Origin of the sequence: Gilliamella sp. BG2, assembly GCF_046635645.1 — a bacterium.
In the GTDB taxonomy this organism is placed as follows: domain Bacteria; phylum Pseudomonadota; class Gammaproteobacteria; order Enterobacterales; family Orbaceae; genus Gilliamella; species Gilliamella bombi.
Genome location: NZ_JBIDFF010000020.1, coordinates 1 through 20,169 on the forward strand (window position 1 = coordinate 1; position 20,169 = coordinate 20,169).

The following is a 20,169-nucleotide window of genomic DNA, read 5'->3' on the forward strand; positions in this document are numbered from 1 at the left end:
TATTATGCTCCAGATATTGTCCACTTTGTTCAGCTTGATCCGTTTTAGGTTTTTAGTCAGGTTTAACCTGTGTCAGTATGAGCTTAACGGATTGGTTTTAATGCCTTAAATAAAATAATAAAACGCTAGTTGATGGCTCCAATTTAAGCTAAATTAGGTATATAATTTGAAAAAACAATAAATGGGATCGGTAATGACTAGTCAAAATAGTGTGAGTTCTATTTCTGTTTCACATCTTTTAGAAGCTAAACCAGCTTTTTGTTGTCAGTTAGATGGTAAAGGCAAAGCGCTACCACTTAATGAACAGAGTAAACCTTCAATTTCACAACCATTTTGGATTCATTTAGATTTTGCTAAACAAGAAACCATCAATTGGGTAAATAATACAAATCTAGTTCCAGATTTGATTAAAAATGAATTGCTAAAACCTAAGCAAATATCCAAGGAAATTCGTTTTGAGTCTGGTGTTTTAGTGGTTTTAAAAGGTGTTAATTTTGTTCCCAATGAGCTTCCCGATCCTATTGTTACCTTTCGTTTTTATATAACTGATAACATGATTATTTCAACACGGCATCAACAAATTTCGGCTATTGCTGAATTAAAGGATCATCTAGAAAAGGGCATTGGTCCTGTAGATGTGGCGGATTGGTTGATTCAAATGTCTGATTTAATTAGTGATCAAGTTAATTTATCTTTTGATAGTGTTCACAATAAAATCATTAAGTTAGAGGAATCTGTTTTAAACCAACGTATCTTTTCTTATAAAGAAATTGGTCGAGTTCGTAAACAGTTGATCGTCTTACGCCGATTGTTATCACCACAACGCGATATTTTTGTAAAAATTTCGACTGAAAGAATATCGTGGATTGACGATAACGATCGCCAACGCTTGCATGATATTTCCTATCAACAAAATCATTATGTATCTGATATTGATAGCTGTTTATTAAGAATAGCTTCAATTATGGAACAAATTAATAGCTTCTTGGCTGAATCAACCAATAAAAGAATCTATTTAATGTCACTCTTTACCATAATTTTTACACCCATTACGTTTTTAACCAGTTTGCTTGGTGTCAATTTAGCCGGCATTCCTTTTAGTAGTGAAGGTTGGTCTTTTGTAGGGTTAATATTATTGCTTGTTATTATTTGTGTTATTTCAGTTATTTGGCTTAAATACAAAAAATGGTGGTAATAAAGCATCTTTAAAAATGGATGAAAATTTATGAATGTTTATAAAGTTGGGTATAAGGATATAATTGACTTTTTATTTAAAACCATAAAATTAATACTGATTCAAACTTATCTTGTTTGAAATTTTAATGAATAATTATTCTTATGCAACCTAATCAATCTTATCGTTTATTTATTGCCGAAAAGCCCAGCTTAGCAAGGGCTATCGCTGACGTATTACCTAAACCTCTTCAAAAAGGTAATGGTTTTATTAAAGCGAGTAATGGTGATGTGGTTAGTTGGTGTATTGGTCATCTCCTTGAGCAAGCCACGCCAGAAGTTTATGATCAGCGATATAAAAAGTGGGCAATTAACGATTTACCCATAGTGCCTGAAAAATGGATATTAATGCCTAAAGGCAATACAGAAAAACAATTTAATATTTTGGTAAATTTGATTAAGTCAGCAGAGCAAATAGTACATGCTGGTGACCCAGATAGGGAAGGGCAGTTACTAGTTGATGAAATTTTAAATTATTGCCAATTATCGCCAGATAAGCGCAAAGCAATTCAACGCTGTTTAATTAGTGATTTGAATGCCAGCGCTGTTGAAAAATCATTGCAACAATTACGCAACAATCAAGATTTTATTCCTTTATCAACTTCGGCATTAGCAAGGGCTAGAGCCGATTGGCTATATGGAATTAATATGAGTCGTCTTTGTACCATTGTTGGTCAAAAAAACGGTTATCGGGGGGTTTTATCAATTGGGCGAGTACAAACTCCTATTTTAGGGTTAGTGGTTAGGCGAGATTTAGAGATAGAGCAATTTGTACCTAAACCATTTTATGAAGTTTTTGCAGTGCTACAAACCAAAGATAATGAAATATTTAAAGCTAAATGGCAACCCAGCGAAGCTTGCTCGCCTTATCAGGACGAAGAAGGACGTGTTTTAGTTAAAAAATTGGCCGAAAATGTTTGTCAGCGTATTAATAAGCAATCAGGCACAATTGATAAAGTTAGTAATAAAAAGAAAGAACTTGCGCCACCAATGCCATTTAATTTATCGGCACTGCAAATTGAGATGGCTAAAAAAAATGGGCTAAGTGCCCAAGATGTGCTTGATATTTGCCAATCGTTATATGAAAAACACAAATTAATTACTTATCCAAGATCAGACTGTCGCTTTTTGCCAGAAGAACACTTAAAACAAATTACAGGTGTAAAGTCTGCCATTGAAAATAATTGTCCAGAACTACAAACCGCAATTAATAATGCTGATTATACTTTACGCACTAAAGCTTGGAATGACAAAAAAGTGGAAGCACATCACGCTATTATTCCAACGTTGCGTAAAGCTAAAATGGAAAACTTAACTGACAACGAAAAGGCGGTTTATCAAGTTGTGGCAACGCAATATTTAGCTCAATTTTATCCAGCATATAAATATGCTGAATTGCAAATTGATGTAGATATTCAAGGCGGAAAATTTATTTCTAAAGCTAACCAAATGCTTGATGAAGGTTGGAAAGTTTTATTTAGAACTAAAAACCATCAATCCCCAACCGATATGAATGACAATGAAAGTAATGGTTTATTAACTAAATTAGTTAAAAAGGGTGAAACCGTGCAATGCATTGATACTGAACTGGTTAGCAAAGAAACTCAGCCACCAAGACAATTTACTGACGCAACACTGTTGTCTGCGATGACGGGGATTGCCAGATTTGTTAAAGATCCAGAAATCAAAAAAATACTACGCGAAACAGATGGTTTAGGTACAGAAGCAACAAGGGCAGGTATTATTGAATTGTTATTTAAACGTCAATTTTTAATTCGTCAAGGCAAAGCAATTCGCTCAACCGAGGTGGGTAAAAATCTGATTTTATCACTACCAGATATAATGTCGATGCCAGACATGACCGCCCATTGGGAATTGCAATTAAACGAAATTAGCAAAAAAGAGTTTTCGTACCAACAATTTATGTATCAACTTAATTTATCACTGTTAGATCTTGTTAATCAGTTAAAGAATGCAAGGTTGAATATTCAAGGTTAATATCTATATAAAAAACAGGATGAAATTTAATAATACTGTTCATTCTGTTTATTAATATAGCCATACTAATTAAATAATAATTTTAAGTGCTTTTTCTTTTTGTTATTTTTATAACTCGATCAAATATCAGCATATATTAATAATATTATCCAAGTTAGCCGTTTTGAGTACATTTTTCTTAAATAAATGTGATAAAAGAAATCACAAAATAATTACCAAATTGGACTGATTATTATGGAGTAATTCAGATAGTTCCCTTTAAAATATTTACGTTAGTTAATAGGGTAGCGATTGTATATTCTATTAGATAATAGGGTTATCAATTTTATATAAAGTGAAGATGAAAACGGCGATAAGTGCCGTTTTTCAACAACTGTATTTATTTTTTCGTGATATAGGTTGACTTCTAATCCTTAAAGGAGTATAAAGAGCCCGCCTTTTGAGCTTTTCTTCCTTTTTTAGCTATTATGGAAGTTAAAAACGAGGGTGAAGGGAAGTTGAAATATAAAGTGAAGAGTTCAATTTACAGGAGAAATATGGACACTCAATCGGGTCACCCCAAGACTAGGGGAGACAAATTTAAACACATCATTATCGGTTAATGAACCTGTCTAAATAACCATTTTTTCAGTTCACAAACCGAAATTGATAAAACGGTAACGGTGAACGATATGTATTTTTTTACACGCTATCACACAAATTCAAAACACCAATGCGCGCAAAGTTTAATGGTGCGTGTTTTACATCTTTCAGAAAAACATTTAGAACCACCGAGTTGTATCTAAATTCTTAATTAATTCTGTTTGCTAATCAAATTTAATGCTCAGCCCAAGCTATAAGAAATAGCTTTATAGGCTACTTTTGTTATGCACTAAATTTTAGTTAATCACAAAATTTAATTATTTATTGTTATTTAGTAACAATAAGTTGGCCTACTTTTGCCAAAATTATGAATATAGGTACTTATGATGACAAAAAATACATCAAAAACTAAAGCACAAAATAGTGTAGATATTAAAGCTATCAACGAAGCTCAAAGCAGTCTTGATAGTATTTTAGCTAAATTTCAATCCAGCCTTTCAGGATTAACACAAGAAAGTGCAAAGTCGAGAATTGAAACATATGGAAAAAATGAAGTTGCACGCGAAAAGGTACCATCAGTTTTAGTACAACTATTAATGGCGTTTAATAATCCATTTATATTTGTATTATTAGCGTTAGCTATTGTCAGTTTTGTGACTGATTTTTGGTTACCTTTGCAAAATGGTGAAGAGACAGATTTAACCAGTATTATCATTATTCTAACTATGGTATCACTGAGTGGATTATTGCGTTTTTGGCAGGAATTTAGATCGAACAAAGCGGCTGAGGCGTTAAAATCGATGATTCGTACAACAGCAACGGTGCTAAGACGTGCGCATAAAGATATGAGCCCAGAACGTATTGAAATTCCATTAAGTGAAATTGTTCCTGGGGATATTGTTTACTTGTCGGCTGGAGACATGATCCCGGCAGATATTCGATTGATTGAATCTCGGGATTTATTTGTTAGCCAAGCCGTATTAACAGGCGAATCGATTCCTGTTGAAAAGTACGACACATTAGGTGCTGTAACACAAAAAACATCCGATAATATCGAAACATCAAACATCAACAAAGATAATTTGCTTGATGTTAATAACATTTGTTATATGGGAACCAACGTTGTTAGTGGAACCGCCACAGCCATTGTTGTTGCAACAGGAGGGGATACTCATTTTGGCTCATTGGCAAAATCAATTGTAGGATCTCGTGCTGAAACTTCGTTTGATCGCGGTGTTAATAGCGTTAGCTGGTTGCTTATTCGCTTTATGCTAATTATGGTGCCAATTGTATTTTTTATTAATGGTTTTTCAAAAAATGATTGGGGCGATGCTGCACTTTTTGCATTAGCCGTGGCCGTTGGCTTGACGCCTGAAATGTTACCAATGATTGTGAGCGCTAATCTAGCAAAAGGCGCTGTTGGTATGGCAAAACGTAAAGTGGTTGTTAAAAGACTTAACGCAATCCAAAATTTTGGGGCGATGGATATTTTATGTACTGACAAAACGGGGACATTAACACAAGATAAAATTATTTTAGAGCATCACCTTGATATAAAAGGTCAAGTCGATTCATCTGTTTTGGAACTTGCATGGCTTAATAGTTATTATCAAAGCGGCATGAAAAACTTGATGGATAAAGCGATTATTCGTTTTGCCGAAGAAAAGACCAGCATGAAAAAGGTTGGTGTTAGCTTATACAAAAAAATTGATGAATTACCATTTGATTTTGTACGCCGACGTTTATCGGTGGTGGTACAAAATGGTGATGATAACCATTTGATGATTTGTAAAGGCGCAGTTGAAGAAATGCTGTCTATTGCTAGTTACGTTTATGAAAATGACGAATATTTACCATTAAACGATGAACGTAAACAAGCTTTGATCGCATTAGCACATGAATATAATAAAGAAGGTTTTAGAGTATTAGCCGTTGGAGTAAAAAACATTCCGGCAAGTGAAACAAAACCACAATACACCGTGCAGGACGAAACTGCTCTCGCCATTCGTGGCTTTTTAACTTTTTTAGATCCACCAAAAGAAAGCGCATTTGAAGCTATTTCGGCATTGAATGAGCATGGTGTGGGCGTTAAAGTTTTAACTGGTGATAACGAAATCATCACCATTAAAGTTTGCCGAGAAGTTGGTTTAGAACCAGGCACGCCATTACTTGGCACTGAAATTGAAAAAATGGATGATGTCGAGCTAAAAAAACAGATCGAACAGCACACTATTTTTGCAAAATTAACGCCGCTGCAAAAATCGCGAATTATTCGGTTGTTGCAAGATAATGGACATACAGTTGGTTTTTTAGGCGATGGTATTAACGATGCACCAGCACTTCGCGATGCAGATGTAGGGATTTCGGTCGATACTGCAACCGACATCGCTAAAGAATCTGCTGATATTATTTTACTTGAAAAAAGCTTAATGGTTTTAGAAGAAGGTGTAATATGTGGCCGCGAGACCTTTGGCAATATCATGAAATATCTAAACATGACAGCAAGTTCTAATTTTGGCAATATTTTTTCAGTATTGGTTGCTAGTGCGTTTCTACCATTTTTACCTATGCTAGCGATACATTTACTTATTCAAAACTTATTGTATGATATTTCACAACTCTCATTGCCATGGGACAAAATGGACAATGAATTTTTACAAAAACCACGTAAATGGAATGCGTTAAATATTAGACGTTTTATGATTTGGATTGGGCCTACATCGTCTATTTTTGATATCACAACTTATGCATTAATGTGGTTTGTATTTAGTGCTAATAGTGTTGAAGCTCAATCACTATTTCATTCAGGATGGTTTATTGAAGGGTTATTATCGCAAACTTTGGTTGTGCACATGCTAAGAACACAAAAAATTCCATTTGTGCAAAGCACGGCGGCATTTCCTGTTATTGTGATGACTTTGTTAGTTATGGCGATTGGTATTTATATTCCATTTTCTCCACTAAGTGGGTTAATTGGACTACAACCATTACCGTGGTCATACTTTCCATGGCTATTAGCAACTCTATTTAGCTATTGCTGCGTTGCACAATTAATGAAACGTATCTATATCAAACGTTTTGGACAATGGTTTTAATTAACTAATAACAGCTAAGTGATACTAATATCGCTTAGCTAATTTAAGAAGTATGTATTTAAAAAATACTAAAAATCAAAATGTTAAATATAAAATAATAACAAAGGAAATAATCTATGAAAACACCACATAAAAATTTAATTATGCTAATTAAAAGCCGAAAACAAAAAAAGCTCAAGCAAAATTAAGCAATTAAATATAAAATAGTTAGCGCAAGGATTTTAAGTTAACACATAATAAAAAACCCCAATTATTGGGGTTTTTGTTTAATTGTTTATTAGTTTATTAGTTTGAAATAAAACGATTAATTAAAATAATTACAAGTTGTAGGTAATTAAAAGTTTAGATAATTTCAGACGCTTTTTTTAGAATTTCATGAATTTCATCTTTAATTTTAAGTTTCTGTTTTTTTAATGCCTCTATCGTTTCAGCGGTATTGACAATAATTCCAGATTCAATATTTTTAATTTTTTGGTCGAGCTCATTATGTTGGTCGAATAATTTTTGAAAACGTAAATCGGTATTTTTTAATTTGGAAATTAATTCTCGATATTCTGGAAACATAGTGCCTCCTTATATGGGCTAGTTAGAATAATAACAATAGCAGCTATTGCTAATTCAGAATACAATATTATGTGTAGTTTTAATAGAAAAATTGTTTTAATAACCAAATATATTTTTATAACAAAACTGTTTTAATTGCAGAGTAAAAAACAACAAGGGAGTTATTCCATGAGTGAGTCGATTGTAGTTGCCAAAAGTCATGGTAAAGATTTAACAATTATTGCTGCATTAGCTAATCGTCATGGTTTAATTACTGGCGCAACTGGTACAGGTAAAACAGTGACATTACAAAAAATGGCAGAAGGTTTTTCAAAAATAGGTGTACCTGTCTTTCTTGCTGATGTTAAAGGCGACCTAACTGGGATTGGTGAAAAGGGCAAATTAACTGAAAAACTACAAGCTCGTTTAGCGAGTATTGAAGTTAATAATTGGCAAGCAGACTCGTCACCCATTGAATTATGGGATGTATTTGCTGAAAAAGGAATCCCCGTTCGTAGCACTGTGTCAGATATAGGACCTATTTTGCTTGGACGGTTACTCGATTTAAATAACGTTCAAGCAGGGGTTTTACAGTTAGTATTTAAAATTGCTGATGATAACAATTTATTATTAATTGATTTTAAAGATCTTCGAGCATTAATTCAATTTGTTGGTGATAACGCTAAAAAATTTACCACACAATATGGAAACATTTCGCTATCGTCAATTGGCGCAATTCAACGTGGATTGTTAACTCTTGAACAACAAGGTGCCGAATTTTTCCTTGGTGAACCAATGCTTAACATTCAAGATTTAATGCAAGTTAATCCTAAAGGTTACGGTATAATTAACATCTTATCAGCCGAAAAGTTATATAACTCGCCAAAATTATATTCAGTCTTTTTATTGTGGTTATTGTCAGAACTTTTTGAGCATTTGCCAGAAGTAGGTGATCTTGATAAGCCGAAACTTGTCTTCTTTTTTGACGAAGCTCACTTACTTTTTAATAACATTTCGCCTGCATTATTAGAAAAAATAGAACAAGTGGTGCGTTTAATTCGCTCTAAAGGGGTCGGGGTTTATTTTTCTTCTCAGAATCCGAGTGATATTCCTGATACAGTTTTAGGGCAATTAGGCAATCGTGTGCAACATGCCTTACGCGCATTTACCCCAAAAGATCAAAAAGCTGTAAAAGTGGCTGCCCAAACTATGCGTGCCAATCCAAGTTTTGATACTGAAAAAGCAATAATGGAATTAGGCGTTGGCGAAGCTCTTATCTCGTTTCTAGATGAAAAAGGCAGTCCAAACATGGTTGAACGTGGTTATATTATTGCACCGAGTTCAAAAATGGGACCTATGTTGCCAGAAGATCAATTAACTATTATTCGCCAATCATGTTTTTACAACAAATACGCACAAACCATAGATCGACAATCCGCTTATGAAATACTGAAAAATGGATTTTCGTTAAATAACCAATCCGATCAAAACAGCAATGGTAGCGATATAAAAAGAGACGATGATAAAAATAATAAACAAAATAATGGTGGATTGCTAAATTTTTTAAGCACACTACTTTTTGGTACTAAGGGGCCAAGAGGTGGACAACATGATGGTATCACCCAAAAAATAGCTAAAAGCGCAACAAGGCAAGTTGTTAATCAAATCGGTAAACAGATCACCCGTGGTATATTAGGTGGTTTAAAAAAATAACCAAAACGAAGTTATTACTTAAAAAGTCAGCAAAATAGGAGTATTTTAATGTTAAAAATGTTCATAGAATGGTATAAAAAACGCTTTAGCGATCCGCATGTTGTTTCGCTAATGGCTGTTATTGTTGGCTTATTTGTTATTATCTATTTTTTCAATAAAATTCTTCTACCGGTTTTAATTGCGATTGTACTATCTTATTTACTTGATAGACCGGTTAACTATCTACATAAAAAAAACATACCAAGAACACTGGCAGTTGTAATGGTGTTACTGCTTTTTTTAATGATTGTATTAGTTGGATTTATGATTTTATTACCATTAATTTGGCAACAAAGCATTAGCTTAATCACTAATATTCCAAACATGCTAAATTTTGCAAACAACTTTTTAACCACCTTGCCTGAACACTACCCTGAACTAATTGATGTTGGCTTATTCGACTCGATCATCCAAGGTATTACCAACAAAGTTGTGCAAACTGGTAATTCGTTATTGCAATTTTCCATTGTGTCTTTATTAGGGCTAGTATCTGTTGCAATTAATGGGGTATTAGTGCCCATAATGATGTTTTTTTTATTAAAGGACAAAACAAAAATATGGGGATACTGTTCAAAAATCTTGCCTAAGAACCGTACAATTTTGAACAAAGTTGCTGCTGAAATGGATATGCAAATATCCAATTATATAGTAGGCAATGTACTACATATAATTATTTTATCCATTTGTGTCTATATTCCTTTTTGGTATTTTGGTTTAGATTATGGACTTTTATTAGCAGTGCTTGTTGGATTATCTGTATTAGTGCCTTACGTTGGTATTATTATTTCAAGTATTCCGGTTGTATTAATTGCTCTATTTCAATGGGGATTAAGCGCACAATTTGGTTATTTATTGTTTTTCTATGTATTAATACAAGCATTAGATGGTAATTTATTGGTACCTTGCTTATTTTCTGAAAAACTTAATTTACATCCATTAGTTATTATTTTAGCGGTAATTGTGTTTGGTGGTTTATGGGGATTTTGGGGAATATTTTTTGCAATACCTTTGGCTACATTGGTTAAAGCAATTATAAATGCATGGCCAAAATCAGACGAATTAAATACTATCAATAGCGAAGTAAAAGCAGATTAATGGTTAATCTGCTTTTAATCAGAACTATTTGCTGTGTTTTTTAAGATAGTCTAAAACTACTTCGTGATGGTTAGCGGTTTTGAAATCATCAAACACTTTTTCGATTTTACCGTCTTTGCCAATTAAAAAGCTTATACGGTGAATCCCATCGTAGGTTTTTCCCATAAACTCTTTTTCGCCCCAAGTACCAAATGCTTGAGCAACTTCATGATTTTCGTCAGAAAGCAGCGTGAAATTTAACAGCTCTTTTTCGATAAATCGAGATAACTTCTCAGGTTTATCGGTACTTATACCAAGGATCACCACATTATATTTTTTGAACTCATCAGAACAATCTCGCAAATTACATGCTTGCACAGTGCAACCAGGTGTCATCGCTTTTGGGTAAAAATAAATTAAAACACGTTTGCCTTTAAAGTCATTTAAGCCTACAAGCTCTCCATCTTGGTCTGGCAACGAAAACTGAGGTGCTTTTTCACCTTCTTTAAGTGGATTAACCATATGATTATTACCTATTTTAATAGTTTAATTTTTAATTGGAAATATAAAAAGTGCCATACATCTAAACTAAGTTATTAAAAAAACGACTTGCTGCATCAATGGTATGATTGATCTCTTTATCTGTGTGCTTAAGTGACATGAAACCAGCTTCGAAAGCTGACGGTGCAAAATAAACACCTTCATTTAGCATATGATGATAGAATTTCTTAAATAATTCAACATTACACTGCATCACATCTTGATAAGTGGTTACTTCAGAAGCAGTTGTAAAGAATAATCCAAACATCCCTCCTACATAATTCAACACTAACGGCACATTATGCTTTTTAGCTACCGATAATAAACCATCAGCAAGCGATGCGGTTTTATCTTTTAACTCTTGATAGATTCCAACTTCCATTAACTTGGTTAACGTTGTGTAACCCGCTGCCATTGCAACGGGGTTACCTGAAAGCGTTCCAGCTTGGTATATTGGACCAGTTGGTGCTAATTGCATCATAATATCTGCACGACCACCAAACGCTCCAACAGGCATACCTCCACCAATAATTTTGCCTAAACAAGTTAAATCGGGCACAACATCATAATAATCTTGAGCTCCGCCCAGTGCGACTCGAAAGCCTGTCATCACTTCGTCAATGATTAATAACGTACCATACTTATCGCAAAGTGCTCGTAAACCGTGTAGAAACTCTTTCTTTGCTGGCACGCAATTCATATTGCCCGCAACTGGTTCAATAATGATGGCGGCAATTTGGTCGGGATATTGCTCAAATTGTTTTTTAACCGATTCTAAATTATTATAATCACAAACTAATGTATGCTTAACAAAATCATCAGGTACACCTGGTGAAGTTGGGTGACCAAAAGTAAGGGCACCAGACCCCGCTTTAACTAACAAATAATCAGCATGACCGTGATAACAGCCTTCAAATTTAATAATCTTATCACGTCCAGTAAAACCACGTGCAACACGGATGGCACTCATGGTTGCTTCAGTTCCCGAATTTACCATACGCACCATTTCAATTGAAGGCATTAATTGAGTGACCAAATTAGCAACTTTGGTTTCAATTTCGGTTGGTGCACCATAACTCAAACCGTTATGAACAGCGTTAATTACCGCATTGGCTACATCGGGGTCATTGTGTCCAAGGATCATCGGCCCCCAAGAACCAACATAATCAATATAGGCTCTTTCGTCCACATCATAAATATACGCACCGTTTGCACGCTCAATAAATAAAGGTGAGCCACCAACGCCATTAAAGGCGCGAACAGGCGAATTAACGCCACCAGGCATAACTGATTGAGCCTGATGATAAAGTTTTTCTGATTTGAAATTGTTTTGCATAACTGAGATGATCTCTCTATAAAAATTTGTTGTATTTATTCATAAAATCAAAATAAATTCAAGCCAACTATGAGAAATTTATTTAATAGAAGTTTTCTATTTTGTATTTTCATTTAGCAAAGGTATATAATGCAAAGATCAATATATTAGGAGAAGAATATGAGCGATGCTTTACCGATTAACTTTACTGATGCTGCAGCCAACAAAGTTAAATCATTAGTCACTGAAGAAGAGAACCCAAACCTAAAATTAAGGGTGTATATAACAGGCGGTGGTTGTAGTGGATTTCAGTATGGTTTTACTTTCGATGAAAAGGTAAACGAAGATGACTTAGCTATTGAAAAAAATGGTGTATCTTTAGTTATCGATCCCATGAGCTTACAATATCTAGTTGGCGGCACTATCGATTATGTAGAAGGTTTACAAGGCTCTCGTTTTGTGGTTGATAATCCCAATGCAACAACAACATGCGGTTGCGGTTCATCTTTCAGTGTTTAAGCCATATTTAAGTTTTAAAAATACCAATAACGTTATGGGAAGATAATAAACCATAACTTTAACTTTAATTTTTATAGAAAGATTAATAAAAGCCATAAAAAGTGACAAACATTGAGCAGTTAAACAATAATTTTTAATTTTTAGTTGACGGCAAAATTAAGATGGGTAAAATGCACAGCATTCGAAACGCAATTACCTTTTGGTAATAAGTTTTGAGCCCGGGTGGTGAAATCGGTAGACACAAGGGATTTAAAATCCCTCGGCCTTTTTGGCCGTGCGAGTTCAAGTCTCGCCCCGGGCACCACTAACAAACAACTCTCATGCGGGAATAGCTCAGTTGGTAGAGCACGACCTTGCCAAGGTCGGGGTCGCGAGTTCGAACCTCGTTTCCCGCTCCAATAAAACATCTATTTAGTATAAAAGTAAATTTATATCCCATAGTGTGTTAACTAACGAAAGTTATTAGTTGTGTGCAAGGCACAAAAAACACAGCAAAAACATTGTAATAAAAACAGAAATTAGCTAATAATTACTTAAATTAAGTAAAATAAAAAAACTTCAATAAAATCAATAGTCTACCTGAGCTATTTTAGAGAAAACACACAACACGGCAAGGTTAATTTACCTATCTTTTAACTGTGTCGGAGTGCTTTGCTGATAGACTGAGGGCAGCACGCCAAATAGGACTGTTTGGCGAGTTTGTGCTTTGTTATGGATGCCAATTTATCAGTAACAATTTGGCACTTCTGAGCAAAGCAAATAGGCTTAAAAAAGGCGAATTTCATAATGATTTGAGTAAATCATGCCGATGGTTAAGAGCGAGCGTGGGCGTTGGGTACCTTAGTTTATATTTTGTAGCCATGTGATTTGTAAGATGTTACGCTCAAAATTCTTAAATTAAACGTTATCACCAATATCAGTTATTCCGACAAAATTTAAAAGCTATAAAGCTAACTCCATATTTTAATAATAAAATTAACCTATCTATAAAGTTGAATTGTTTTATCTTTACATTTCTTTACAAAAAATCTGCTAAAAAACTAGCCAACTATTTTTTTTATGGTTATACTTTTATCGCTATAGGAAAACAAGCTTATTAAATAAGCAAATAATTATAAAAATCTAAATAAAACAAATCATTACTTGACAGGTTAACCATAATGCATTATCATTTTAGACACCAGACACCAGACACCAGCACTGGCAAACCTATGTCTTAAGTTTATCAAATAATCTTATTCGACGAGTTTTTTCACGAAACTTATTTATACCTTCCAAATTATTTCTCAACGAATTATCGAAATTATCGCTCAAATCACCTAAAACAGCTTTGTTAGTATCAGCACTGTTATTATTGTCATCGTCATGGAATGTACAGGCAAATGGTAAAAAGGTTAGAGCGGGTAATCGTAGTGATGCAATAATAATACCGTCGCCAGTTATCAATTATGTAAGGCCAAATCTAAATTTTGGTGACGACGAATATGCAGGCCAAGCTAGCTTATGGAATCCTGATAAGGGCTTTTTAGTACAATCAATTGATTTTGAATCAATTCATCCTGAATTATACAACCTCAATTTCCCGACCACAGGTATGCATAATTTATATTTTGATTTACTCATAAGTGGAGTAGATATAAAGGAATTGACATGGGAACCCGTTACTTTGGGGGGAATCACTGCGACAGTGACAAATGTTGTAGCTAATGATAGGTGGATCCCTGATGAAGATAAGGGACAAGTTGTCGCCCGTGTTAAGCTAACAGGTCCAGAGGCAAGAAATCAATGGTACAATCCTCATCCTAACCCAATTGCTAAGCCAAGGTTACCGCAGACGTTTGAGTTAGTGGGTAGGGATATTAGTACCGCTGATGAGGTAGTAAAATATGGATTTGTGTTAAAGCAGTGGTTCGTCAATCGGGGTGATCAATTGAAAACTTATAGTGACCAGTTAGCATGGTGTAATAGTTTGGGGTATCGAATGCCGAGGATAAGGGATTTAACCAATTCGAAGTGTGGTGTAGATAATAATTATTTCCCATGTATAAATAATATAGATGGGGCTACGCCGTCATCAGGTACTCTATTTTACCAGCGTCACATAAGAGCAGGATTTTTTACGGAGTGGGGCCGCATGGACGACTACGCTGGTGCGGGCTTCGTTTTTTACGGCTACTGGACAGGCGACGCGGCAGGTAGCACTCGGTTCGCTGTCGACTCGGACGACGCCCGCGTCCGCCCAGCTAGCCACACCAATTATGCTGTTTGCATTGCGCCTTAGCTTTTAGCATTTAGTTCTTAATCTGTATGAAAACGCCGAGTTGTTTACACTTCATAATTAAAATAATCCTCTAAAGACTCATAAGGCGTTTTGCCTGAAATCGCTTTATGGGGTTTAATGATATTATAAAAATTAATAAAGCGTTTAAGTTTTTGTTTTCTATCTTTTGAATCGCTAAATATTTGCCGATTATGCTACATCGCAATTCAAAGTTTGTATCACTCTTTCGGCTTTCACATCGGTTTGACAGGTGGGATTGGTACATTTTTGCTTGATACAGCGATTATCACGCAGTTTATCTAAACAAATATTTATCTAACAAACAAAGACTGTCCAATTTTTGTCAAAAAGTTTCAGGAAAACACCGTGTTTAAGTAAAAAAACAAAAAAATCATGTTAATACTAGAAAATAATTTTTCTAGTTTGCTGTTTCGTTTGATTTATAAGTAAAGATAAACCTTTGGTATCAACCTGTAGCATTTTGCTTGGATAGGTTTTGTAATAGCGTTTAGCCAAATCAATGGCCGTCGTTTTTTCTTTATGATATAAACGCCATATCGCTTGCTGGTGATAAAGCGCTAATTTTGTTTTTTACGACTAATTATTACAGTAGTTTCTCAAATTACCGTAAACAATATTAGTAATATCTTACACATAAGACATCAAATAATATGATGCCTATTGAATTAAAAACACGAAAACAGGCAGCTTAATTTTCTACGTGAGAGTGTACTAAGTTTGGGGTATTTACATCGTGAGTATTTATTTTACCTATTTAGAAACACAACACAGCGAAGGTTTGAGTTTGTATTTTTTATTGTTTAATTATATTTACTATTTTTTTACTGTTTATTTATTTTTGTTGAGAATAATTCGCATTTTTACACTAAAAATAACTTCATTTCTTTCTAAAATATGTATTTTTAATTTTATATGATTATTTATATCAGCACTGTTGTCATTTTTAGGAAGCGTAATGTCATTTTTTACTCTTAACCAGTTACCTTTAGGCCACGAGGGGGTTATTACTAGGTTGTTACCCGAATCGTTACCTTTTCGTCGAAAGTTACTTGCAATGGGGATTACACCAGGGTGTAAGGTTCTGGTTGTGCGAGTTGCACCATTTGGTGATCCGATTGAAATTAAAATGCGTGGATTTTGGCTTTGTTTGCGTCGTAAAGAAGCACAAGCTATTGAAGTTATGGAGATAAGTAAATGAAGATAGCATTAATTGGTAACCCTAACTGTGGTAAGACGACATTATTTAATTTATTAACTGGCTCAAAGCAACGTGTAGGAAATTGGCCTGGAGTGACTGTTGAACGTAAGACAGGTGTTTTTACTTATCATAATGCACAATATGAAGTCGTTGATTTGCCTGGTACATATTCGATCGAACCAGACCCACTTAGTGTTTCACAAGATGAGCTTATCGCACGTCAGTTTGTGTTGTCTGATAGTGATAGTGTTATTATTAATATTATGGATGCAACTAATTTGCAACGTAGTCTGTATTTAACTTGTCAGTTAATTGACTTGCAAGTGCCAATGATTGTTGTATTAAATATGATGGATGCAGTTAAAGCCATGGGCGAACAGATTAATGTTGATATGTTGTCAACACTGTTAGGTTGCCCTGTTGTGGCATTATCATCAACCCAAAAAATGGGGCTATCGTGCTTTTATCAACAAATCGAAAACATGGTAATCACGCCACAAGTAGCTCAACCGTCGATTGATTTGCTTGGCGATGATCAGCAAGCGGTGATTAATCGTTGTATTTGTGAGTTACCAGATGATAGTGTTGTGCATCAATTCAATCGTTGGCAATTGATGGATGCGTTATTAGATGATTCGCGTTATAACTTACTCGAATGCGAAAAAGAGATGTTTGCAAACTGCCGTTCATTGCTTGCAAAATGGTGTGATAATGAAATTGATGTGGCGCTTGCTAGTGCACGTTATGATACGATTGATAAAATTTGTAAGAAAGTGATTGATAAACCACGTGAACTTAGTCGTCGATTTTCAGATATATTGGATAATATTACTTTAGGGCGTATTACTGGTATTCCGTTCTTTTTACTCGCAATGTATGCCATGTTTATGCTAGCAATTAATTTTGGGGCTGTGTTTATTGATTTTTTTGATGTGCTGTGTGGTACTATCTTTGTCGATGGCACAACGCAGTTACTTCATGCTATCAATGCACCGAATTGGCTTACGGCTGTTTTAGCTAATGGGATTGGCCGCGGCATTCAAACTGTTTCAACTTTTATTCCTGTCATTGGGGCGATGTTTTTTTGTTTATCTTTTTTGGAAGATTCTGGTTATTTGGCGCGAGCAGCAATGGTAATCGATCGGCTGATGCGTTGCATTGGTTTGCCGGGAAAAGCATTTGTGCCAATGTTAGTGGGATTCGGTTGTGGTGTGCCAGCCATTATGGGCACGCGAACGTTAGAAAGTACACGTGATCGTATTATGTCGATCTGTATGATTCCTTTTATGTCATGTGGAGCAAGATTGCCGGTGTATGCTTTATTCGCTGTGATATTTTTCCCTAAAAATGCTTCTTTAGTGGTGTTTGCCTTATATTTGCTTGGTGTAGTTGTGGCAATGATAACCGGATTTATACTTAAATTTACGCTATTAAAAGGTTCATTAACACCGTTTATTATGGAAATGCCAGTGTATCGTATTCCGACTTTAAGTAGTCTAATTAGTTTAACTTGGCAACGTTTAAAGTCGTTTATTTTTAAAGCAGGTAAAGCCATTGTGTTGATGGTAACAATATTAAGTATGCTTAATTCATGGGGGAGTGATGGTTCGTTTAGACACGAAAGTTCGCAGGACTCTATGCTTTCTGTTGTTAGCCAAACAATCACTCCAGCATTTGCACCAATGGGGATTAAACACGATAATTGGCCCGCAACGGTGGGAATTTTTACGGGTATTTTTGCTAAGGAGTCGGTGATTGCAACGCTTAATTCGCTTTATTCGATGGGCGATGACAATGAGCAAGCAACCAAGTCATTTGATTTATCACAAGGGATTGTAGATGCGTTGGCAACGATTCCTAAGAATTTAGTTGATCTATCAGATGCAGTATTAGATCCACTAGGGTTTAATACAGTTTCACAAAATATTGATTCACTTCAGTCTGATTTGGATGTAAATTCGGTAACAATTTCTCAAATCAAGGGCGCTTTTGGTTCGTCTTCGAATGCGATGAGTTATTTGATCTTCATTTTACTTTATACACCTTGTGCTGCTGCATTAGGAGCTGTGTACCGAGAGGCTGGTTTTAGATGGATGATATTTGTGGCAATTTGGACTTTTACTATCGCATGGCTAACAGCAACGATTTATTATCAATTTACTTTGCTTGGGCATTCTACTATAGCAGGTTGGTGGCTTTTGGGATGTAGTGTATTTATTGTTGTAGCACTATTGTTTATGCGTACTTTAGGGCGATATTCATCATTTAACCAACAAACGGAACCGAATCTACAACAGTGTAAAGAATCATCATGCTGTCAGTAAGTAGCTGGCTAGCTAATTTGTAAAAATATAGATAGAGAAAAGATTTGTGATTTTTCTGTAACTTTAATTATCGGATTATGGCTATGTTAATAACGTCGATTCGTGATTATGTACAATTAAAAGGCCGTGTACCATTGCAAGATGTTGCACGCCATTTTCGTTTACCTGAAAGTGCAGCTGAGCAGATGTTAGGGTTTTGGATTAAAAAAGGGATGATAAAGCTCATAGTACAAGATCAGCTATTGTTTTGCCAAACTAATAAGTGTCACTCTTGTTCAAACTGTCACTTAGCTGGTAATGTTGAATATGTTTGGGTTTAATTGAATCATGAATCAGTAACTTTTTACATTTATAATGTGTTGTCAATTATTTTGTTGCATCATAGATAAATGATGCTAATTAACGCTGATTTGATTTTGTGATTAAATTCACAGAATTAATTTTATTTGTATGGATAAGCTAGCAAACATGGATAAGTGATTCTATATTATCAGAGTCTGAGGCTACATTTTATGTTTTCAGCCTGTCTGATTTTTGACAACAAGATAGATTAATGACCACCTCATGACAAAGTCGTTTTATTGTTGAATAAATGTTATTATACTTTCATTATAGTAAAACGTTGTATGAGGATAAAATGTATGAGTCAATTAGATGAATTTAAAAAATTAACTGTAGTGGTAGCCGATACTGGTGATATCGATTCTATTAAGCAGTTTTCCCCCGAAGATGCAACAACCAATCCTTCCCTCGTTTTGAAAGCAGCGCAACTTCCTCAATATCGTTATTTAATTGATTCTGCAGTTGAAACTGCGAAAAAAATTGGTGGCAGTAAAGAACAACAATTAGTTAATGCGTGTGATCAGGTTGCAGTTAATATTGGCGCCGAAATTTTAAAAACTGTTCCTGGTCGTATTTCGACCGAAGTGGATGCTCGTTTGTCTTTTGATAAACAAGGATGTATTGAAAAGGCACGTAAAATTATTGCACTTTATGAAGAAAAGGGTATTGATAAGTCACGTATCTTAATTAAAATTGCTTCAACTTGGGAAGGTATTAAAGCGGCTGAAGTGCTAGAAAAAGAAGGGATAAACTGTAATTTAACTTTGCTATTTTCGTTCGCACAAGCACGTGCTTGTGCTGAAGTAAATGCATTTTTAATTTCGCCTTTTGTGGGCCGAATCTATGATTGGTATCAAGCTAAAAAATCAATCGAACCTTATGTTGCGGATGAAGATCCGGGCGTAATTTCTGTGCGTAATATCTTTAATTATTATAAACAACACGGTTATAAAACTATTGTTATGGGGGCTAGCTTCCGTAAGGTCGATCAGATTTTAGCATTAGCAGGTTGTGATAGATTGACAATTTCGCCTAACTTACTGGCCGAAATGCAACAATCAAATACGCCTGTTGTACAGAAGCTCAATCCAAATCAAACCATAGTTGCTCGTCCTGCGCCAATGACTGAGGCCGAATTTAGATGGCAACATAATAGCGATGCTATGGCAGTTGAAAAATTAGCCGAAGGGATTCGTGCTTTTGCCGTAGATCAAGGCAAATTAGAAGATATGATTGGCGCATTGTTATAATCATATAAAACAATTGGGGAGTATGCTCCCCATTTTTATGCTATTTTCTTTCGTTAATTTAAATAACGATTTTGCAAGTGATGTTAACCTTGCAGGTATTAA

General features: G+C 34.9%; 14 protein-coding genes and 2 tRNA genes. 13 read left to right on the top strand and 3 right to left on the bottom strand.

Annotated features, from left to right (window positions below; translation table 11 throughout):
- Positions 1-193: 193 nt before the first annotated feature.
- From zntB to mgtA, 3 genes are all read left to right on the top strand, one after another.
- Positions 194-1,195 carry a zinc transporter ZntB gene (gene zntB / locus ACGH6Q_RS09085; protein WP_051634328.1) on the top strand — a complete coding sequence of 334 codons (1,002 nt, stop codon included), beginning with the start codon at positions 194-196 and terminating at the stop codon, positions 1,193-1,195.
- A gap of 143 nt (positions 1,196-1,338) precedes the next feature.
- Positions 1,339-3,231, top strand: a complete 1,893-nt coding sequence (locus ACGH6Q_RS09090) for a DNA topoisomerase III (protein ID WP_296318391.1) — start codon at positions 1,339-1,341, stop codon at positions 3,229-3,231.
- Positions 3,232-4,199: 968 nt separating this feature from the next.
- Positions 4,200-6,908 carry a magnesium-translocating P-type ATPase gene (gene mgtA, locus ACGH6Q_RS09095; RefSeq protein WP_065589908.1) on the top strand — a complete coding sequence of 903 codons (2,709 nt, stop codon included), beginning with the start codon at positions 4,200-4,202 and terminating at the stop codon, positions 6,906-6,908.
- Positions 6,909-7,250: 342 nt separating this feature from the next.
- Here mgtA and ACGH6Q_RS09100 read toward each other — a convergent pair whose 3' ends face one another.
- Positions 7,251-7,472 (bottom strand): YdcH family protein, encoded by a 222-nt coding sequence (locus ACGH6Q_RS09100; protein WP_034914830.1) that lies wholly within the window; start codon positions 7,470-7,472, stop codon positions 7,251-7,253.
- Positions 7,473-7,640: 168 nt separating this feature from the next.
- On the opposite strand from ACGH6Q_RS09100, the gene ACGH6Q_RS09105 reads away from it, so the two are divergent.
- Both ACGH6Q_RS09105 and ACGH6Q_RS09110 read left to right on the top strand, forming a co-directional pair.
- Positions 7,641-9,164 (top strand): helicase HerA-like C-terminal domain-containing protein, encoded by a 1,524-nt coding sequence (locus tag ACGH6Q_RS09105; RefSeq protein ID WP_411592648.1) that lies wholly within the window; start codon positions 7,641-7,643, stop codon positions 9,162-9,164.
- A 48-nt stretch (positions 9,165-9,212) separates the two neighbouring features.
- Positions 9,213-10,298: an AI-2E family transporter gene (locus tag ACGH6Q_RS09110; protein ID WP_174798563.1), complete on the top strand. Its 1,086-nt coding sequence runs from the start codon at positions 9,213-9,215 to the stop codon at positions 10,296-10,298.
- 24 nt (positions 10,299-10,322) lie between these two features.
- Here ACGH6Q_RS09110 and bcp read toward each other — a convergent pair whose 3' ends face one another.
- Positions 10,323-10,799: a thioredoxin-dependent thiol peroxidase gene (gene bcp, locus ACGH6Q_RS09115; protein ID WP_065559949.1), complete on the bottom strand. Its 477-nt coding sequence runs from the start codon at positions 10,797-10,799 to the stop codon at positions 10,323-10,325.
- A gap of 61 nt (positions 10,800-10,860) precedes the next feature.
- On the bottom strand, positions 10,861-12,153 hold the full coding sequence (hemL, locus tag ACGH6Q_RS09120) for a glutamate-1-semialdehyde 2,1-aminomutase (protein WP_296302990.1): 1,293 nt from the start codon (positions 12,151-12,153) through the stop codon (positions 10,861-10,863).
- A 159-nt stretch (positions 12,154-12,312) separates the two neighbouring features.
- Between hemL and erpA the strand changes: the two genes are divergently transcribed.
- The 8 genes from erpA to tal all read left to right on the top strand — a co-directional run bounded on the left by erpA (position 12,313) and on the right by tal (position 20,067).
- Entirely contained in the window at positions 12,313-12,651 is a 339-nt protein-coding gene (gene erpA, locus ACGH6Q_RS09125) for an iron-sulfur cluster insertion protein ErpA (protein ID WP_034914816.1), read from the top strand.
- A gap of 216 nt (positions 12,652-12,867) precedes the next feature.
- Positions 12,868-12,955: transfer RNA gene (locus ACGH6Q_RS09130), tRNA-Leu, on the top strand.
- A gap of 18 nt (positions 12,956-12,973) precedes the next feature.
- Positions 12,974-13,049 (top strand) — tRNA-Gly (locus tag ACGH6Q_RS09135).
- A 956-nt stretch (positions 13,050-14,005) separates the two neighbouring features.
- The gene (locus ACGH6Q_RS09140; protein ID WP_411592649.1) at positions 14,006-14,932 is read left to right on the top strand and encodes a hypothetical protein; all 927 of its coding nucleotides are present in this window, start codon (positions 14,006-14,008) and stop codon (positions 14,930-14,932) included.
- A gap of 976 nt (positions 14,933-15,908) precedes the next feature.
- Positions 15,909-16,151 carry a FeoA family protein gene (locus tag ACGH6Q_RS09145; RefSeq protein WP_411592650.1) on the top strand — a complete coding sequence of 81 codons (243 nt, stop codon included), beginning with the start codon at positions 15,909-15,911 and terminating at the stop codon, positions 16,149-16,151.
- Complete coding sequence (feoB, locus tag ACGH6Q_RS09150) at positions 16,148-18,475, top strand: Fe(2+) transporter permease subunit FeoB (protein ID WP_411592651.1); 2,328 nt, start codon at positions 16,148-16,150, stop codon at positions 18,473-18,475. Before ACGH6Q_RS09145 ends, feoB begins: the two co-directional genes overlap by 4 nt.
- Positions 18,476-18,558: 83 nt before the next feature.
- The gene (locus tag ACGH6Q_RS09155) at positions 18,559-18,795 is read left to right on the top strand and encodes a FeoC-like transcriptional regulator (RefSeq protein ID WP_065575337.1); all 237 of its coding nucleotides are present in this window, start codon (positions 18,559-18,561) and stop codon (positions 18,793-18,795) included.
- 321 nt (positions 18,796-19,116) lie between these two features.
- Complete coding sequence (gene tal / locus ACGH6Q_RS09160) at positions 19,117-20,067, top strand: transaldolase (protein ID WP_296301997.1); 951 nt, start codon at positions 19,117-19,119, stop codon at positions 20,065-20,067.
- The last annotated feature ends 102 nt before the right edge of the window (positions 20,068-20,169 follow it).

Coding starts and splice junctions, on each gene's coding strand:
- ACGH6Q_RS09105 (WP_411592648.1), top strand. CDS start 7,641: ATGAGTGAGTCGATTGTAGTTGCCAAAAGTCATGGTAAAGATTTAACA.
- zntB (WP_051634328.1), top strand. CDS start 194: ATGACTAGTCAAAATAGTGTGAGTTCTATTTCTGTTTCACATCTTTTA.
- tal (WP_296301997.1), top strand. CDS start 19,117: ATGAGTCAATTAGATGAATTTAAAAAATTAACTGTAGTGGTAGCCGAT.
- hemL (WP_296302990.1), bottom strand. CDS start 12,153: ATGCAAAACAATTTCAAATCAGAAAAACTTTATCATCAGGCTCAATCA.
- ACGH6Q_RS09145 (WP_411592650.1), top strand. CDS start 15,909: ATGTCATTTTTTACTCTTAACCAGTTACCTTTAGGCCACGAGGGGGTT.
- feoB (WP_411592651.1), top strand. CDS start 16,148: ATGAAGATAGCATTAATTGGTAACCCTAACTGTGGTAAGACGACATTA.
- mgtA (WP_065589908.1), top strand. CDS start 4,200: ATGACAAAAAATACATCAAAAACTAAAGCACAAAATAGTGTAGATATT.
- ACGH6Q_RS09110 (WP_174798563.1), top strand. CDS start 9,213: ATGTTAAAAATGTTCATAGAATGGTATAAAAAACGCTTTAGCGATCCG.
- ACGH6Q_RS09100 (WP_034914830.1), bottom strand. CDS start 7,472: ATGTTTCCAGAATATCGAGAATTAATTTCCAAATTAAAAAATACCGAT.
- ACGH6Q_RS09090 (WP_296318391.1), top strand. CDS start 1,339: ATGCAACCTAATCAATCTTATCGTTTATTTATTGCCGAAAAGCCCAGC.
- erpA (WP_034914816.1), top strand. CDS start 12,313: ATGAGCGATGCTTTACCGATTAACTTTACTGATGCTGCAGCCAACAAA.
- ACGH6Q_RS09155 (WP_065575337.1), top strand. CDS start 18,559: ATGTTAATAACGTCGATTCGTGATTATGTACAATTAAAAGGCCGTGTA.
- bcp (WP_065559949.1), bottom strand. CDS start 10,799: ATGGTTAATCCACTTAAAGAAGGTGAAAAAGCACCTCAGTTTTCGTTG.